The organism is Candidatus Phytoplasma gossypii, assembly GCF_030586975.1.
Lineage (GTDB): Bacteria > Bacillota_I > Bacilli_A > Acholeplasmatales > Acholeplasmataceae > Phytoplasma > Phytoplasma citri.
The window spans coordinates 1-3536 of the sequence record NZ_JAOSIT010000045.1; the positions used below are offsets into that span (position 1 = coordinate 1).

Genomic DNA, 3536 nt, shown 5'->3' on the forward strand with positions numbered 1-3536 from the left:
ATAGCCATGCTTCTAAAATATCTTGGAAGAAAGGCTCACCGTTATTTTCAATTAAATGTTGGACATAAACATAAAAAATAATTTTTTGTAATTTCATTCGAGTAAGTTCATATTTTTGATGAAAATTATCGATAATATAATTGGCAACATCGAAAATGTTAATGGGCGATTCCATGATTGGTACCTCTTAGTTTTTAGTTTCTTAAAATCAATATAAGGATATTCCAAATAATCAAAAATACAATTAACTTGTTTCATATCGATATCTTTTAATTCCTTCTTCTTCTTTTCAAAAGCCTAAAGGCGTTCATGAAATTTATCGTTAAAAAGGTAAATTGTCTTGTGATTTATTGTCTTGCGGTTTATGATCTAAAAAGATGACATTTTGGAGAATCACTTTGGTCGTGGTTCTTGTTTGGCCTTGGTGATTTTGATATTTTTGGATCGATAAACTCCCTTCGATATATACTTTGGAACCTTTATGTAAATATTGACTCATGTTTTCCGCTAGTTTCCGAAAAGCGACACAAGGGATAAATTGGGCTTGTTCTTTGTGATTAACAGCTAATTGAAAATCAATTTTGGGAATTTGTTCGTGATGGCTATTAATGTATTGTTTTTCTAAATTATGGCTCAAACGGCCGATTAATTGAACTTTGTTTAACATCATTTATCGCTCTTTCGATATATTTTTTTTAATTTCTGAATCGCTTGCGCTTTCATGTTTTCGACTTGTTTTAAAGATAAATTGAGTTGTTCAGCAATTTCCGTGTTGGTATAACAGTTTTGGTAATTTTCATGGATATTGCCTAAAGGAATCCCAAAACTTAAATGAATAATTTTAAATTCCTTTGTACTTAATGTCGTCTTCATTTTTTTTAAAAAAAGTTCGTGATGCCCTTGTTTTAACCAGTGTTGATGCGGTGTTAATAAGGGCGATGTTAAAGGATAATGATAATGATCTACCCAACTAACTAAAGGAATCGATTTAGTCATTTTTCGAATGGCTTCGGAAATCGCTTTCTGAATATGGGGTTTCGCATAAGCTAAAAAATCATAACCTAAATCTATGTAATTATCGAGGGCTTTCATTAAGCCTAAAATTCCTTCTTGTTCTAAATCGGCGCGGGTTAAACAACGCGGATAATATTTAAATTGATAAACTAGTTTTTTAACTAAAGGTAGATGAAGTTCAATTAATTGATCTCGTATTGCTAAATTCTTTTTATTTTTTAAAAATTCTTTAAATAATTCTTGTCTCAACATGCAATTCCTTTCTAAAAATATTTTTAGAAAAGACAGGAAATTATTTTTTTTAGTCTTAGAAATAAAAAAAAGACTAACTTAAGAGTTAGTCTTCAAGAGTTTTTAAAAAATAAAAAGTGTCTAAAGTTTGGGAACACCTCAGGCTTCCCCACCATTCTGACCAAACCTTATTCACCATCCCCCAAATGGCTACTGTTCATCTTGAATTTTTTAAGACTGATCGTCAAGCCCAAGAAACGATCCGCGCCGAATATTACCGTTTTTCCCAGAACTTCTGCGGTTTAAATCAAGCCACTAACGGCTTTAAAAAAGGGCAAGTGATTACGATTGGCGGTTATACGGGCTTAGGTAAAACTAGTTTTGTTTACCATCTGCTCTTAGATATCTCCCAAACTAAGTGGCAAGAAACAACTCATTACCCCCCGATCTTGGTCTTTTCTTATGAAATGACTTTAGCGGAAAATTTAAGTCGTTTATTAGCGAACTTAACCCAAATCCCCCTCGAAGTTATTTTTACCAAAAATTGGGAAGAGACAGGCATTTCCCCTGCCCTTTACACGGAAAGGATGAGAATAGCCAAACCCTTCTTGAACAATCTCCAGATTACTTTTAGTTATGATTCTACCAGAAACATTGATTATGTTTTAGATTTAGTTTATCGGCGCCATTTAGAACAACAAATAGAGATTGTGGTGATTGATCATCTCCAAATTACCAAAGCCACTCATCATTTAGAAAATGATCGTCTGGCCATTGACGAAATTATGACGAAATTAAAAAAACTGGCTGTGGAATTAAAGATCGTCGTTATTATTCTCTCTCAATTTTCCCGCGATACTTACCATAATTATTCAGGAAAATCCCCCGCGATTACCGCTTTAAAAGGGAGTGGCGGCATCGAAACCAATTCCGATCTGGTCTTAATGATGGCGGAATTCCAACCGAAATTAAGTAAAACCCGCGAAAAGCCTTTTAATATTTATAATTGTGATTGCCAACAATTATATGCTAAAGCGCGTGGTCATGAATCCCAAAAAATCATTGAATTAGCCATTAAAAAGAATCGGAGTGGCGCCAAAAAAGACTTGCTTTATCATTTTGAAATGAGAACCCAAACCTTTCAAGAAATCGGTTATGTTTTGCCTTATTCCGATGAAGATGATGATGAAGATGATTAAAAGGAGAAAAAGATGATTGAAAACCAAATCAAAGGAGATGATTATGGAAACTAATAAAATCACCATTTTTGATGTTGCCAATTATATTATTAAAACAAATAAAAGTAAAATCACCAATATGAAATTACAAAAACTGGTTTATTATACATATGCTAAATATTTAGTTGAAAATAATCAACCAATTTTTAAGGAGCCAATCGAAGCCTGGCTTCACGGCCCTGTTTTCCCTCATTTATATAACGAATTCAAACATTATACTTATAACCCCATTTCTCACGGAACTAAAAAAGGAGAAGAAAAACATTTAACTCAGGCACATTGTGTGTTAATTGATAGAATAATAAAATTATATGGCCACAAAAAAACTCCTAGTTTATCTAATTTGGCACATCAAGAAACTCCTTGGCGAATGGCTTGGGATAATAACGAAGATTGGTCTAAAAATGTTATGAAAGACGAAATAATAAAAAAATATTTTACGAAAAATTTCAAAAAAATAAAGTAATCTTAAGATTTCCCAAGCTAAATTTCGTTATTCTTTTGTTAAAAAATATTCTCCTTATCAATCAATTCCAGCAAAGACTCTCATTTGAGAGTCTTTTTTTTATACCCATTTCCAGAGCCACTTTCAGGGGGTTTTTTGTTTTTAAACAACAATATATATATGATGAGGAGCCAAATCCATGAATTATCAAGAACAAATAAAACGCATCCAAACTCATTTTCCGATGATTGTTTTGTTAAAAAAATTAAAAATTTTACCTCCAAACTTTAATATTAACCACCGTTTTCCTTGTCCGCTTCATCAAGGAAAGAATCCCACTTGTTGCCATTTCACAGCGAATAATAAAATTCATTGTTGGAAATGTGGGAAAGATTATGATATTGTTGATGTTTATATGGCGCTGAGAGGAAGTAAAAACTTTTCACAAGCCCTCATTAGAATTAATAACTTTATGAAAACCCAAGAATTTAAAACCTTAATCCACCAAGAAAAAACAATAACAAAAACCACTACTCCCCTTTGGAAACAATCATATCATCCTCTAAAACCAAAACAACCAATTGACGAACAAAAAATTAATAACAAAA

The 3536-nt window shown here is 32.2% G+C and carries 3 protein-coding genes and 2 pseudogenes; 3 read left to right on the forward strand and 2 right to left on the reverse strand.

Annotated elements, in window-relative coordinates:
- Positions 1 to 322: 322 nt before the first annotated feature.
- Together OC698_RS02760 and OC698_RS02765 are read right to left on the reverse strand one after the other, a co-directional pair.
- Positions 323 to 667 carry a single-stranded DNA-binding protein gene (locus tag OC698_RS02760; protein ID WP_304513177.1) on the reverse strand — a complete coding sequence of 115 codons (345 nt, stop codon included), beginning with the start codon at positions 665 to 667 and terminating at the stop codon, positions 323 to 325.
- A complete protein-coding gene (locus OC698_RS02765) occupies positions 667 to 1266 on the reverse strand; it encodes a sigma-70 family RNA polymerase sigma factor (protein ID WP_304513178.1) in 600 nt (199 codons plus the stop codon). The genes OC698_RS02760 and OC698_RS02765 overlap by 1 nt, the downstream gene beginning before the upstream one ends.
- Before the next feature lie 143 nt (positions 1267 to 1409).
- Between OC698_RS02765 and OC698_RS02770 the strand changes: the two are divergent.
- The 3 genes and pseudogenes from OC698_RS02770 to OC698_RS02780 form a co-directional block, all read left to right on the forward strand.
- Positions 1410 to 2444 (forward strand): annotated as a pseudogene (locus tag OC698_RS02770) (DnaB-like helicase C-terminal domain-containing protein); the annotation flags it as partial.
- 16 nt (positions 2445 to 2460) lie between these two features.
- Positions 2461 to 2949: a Panacea domain-containing protein gene (locus tag OC698_RS02775; RefSeq protein WP_304513179.1), complete on the forward strand. Its 489-nt coding sequence runs from the start codon at positions 2461 to 2463 to the stop codon at positions 2947 to 2949.
- Positions 2950 to 3127: 178 nt separating this feature from the next.
- Positions 3128 to 3536 (forward strand): annotated as a pseudogene (locus OC698_RS02780) (toprim domain-containing protein); the annotation flags it as partial.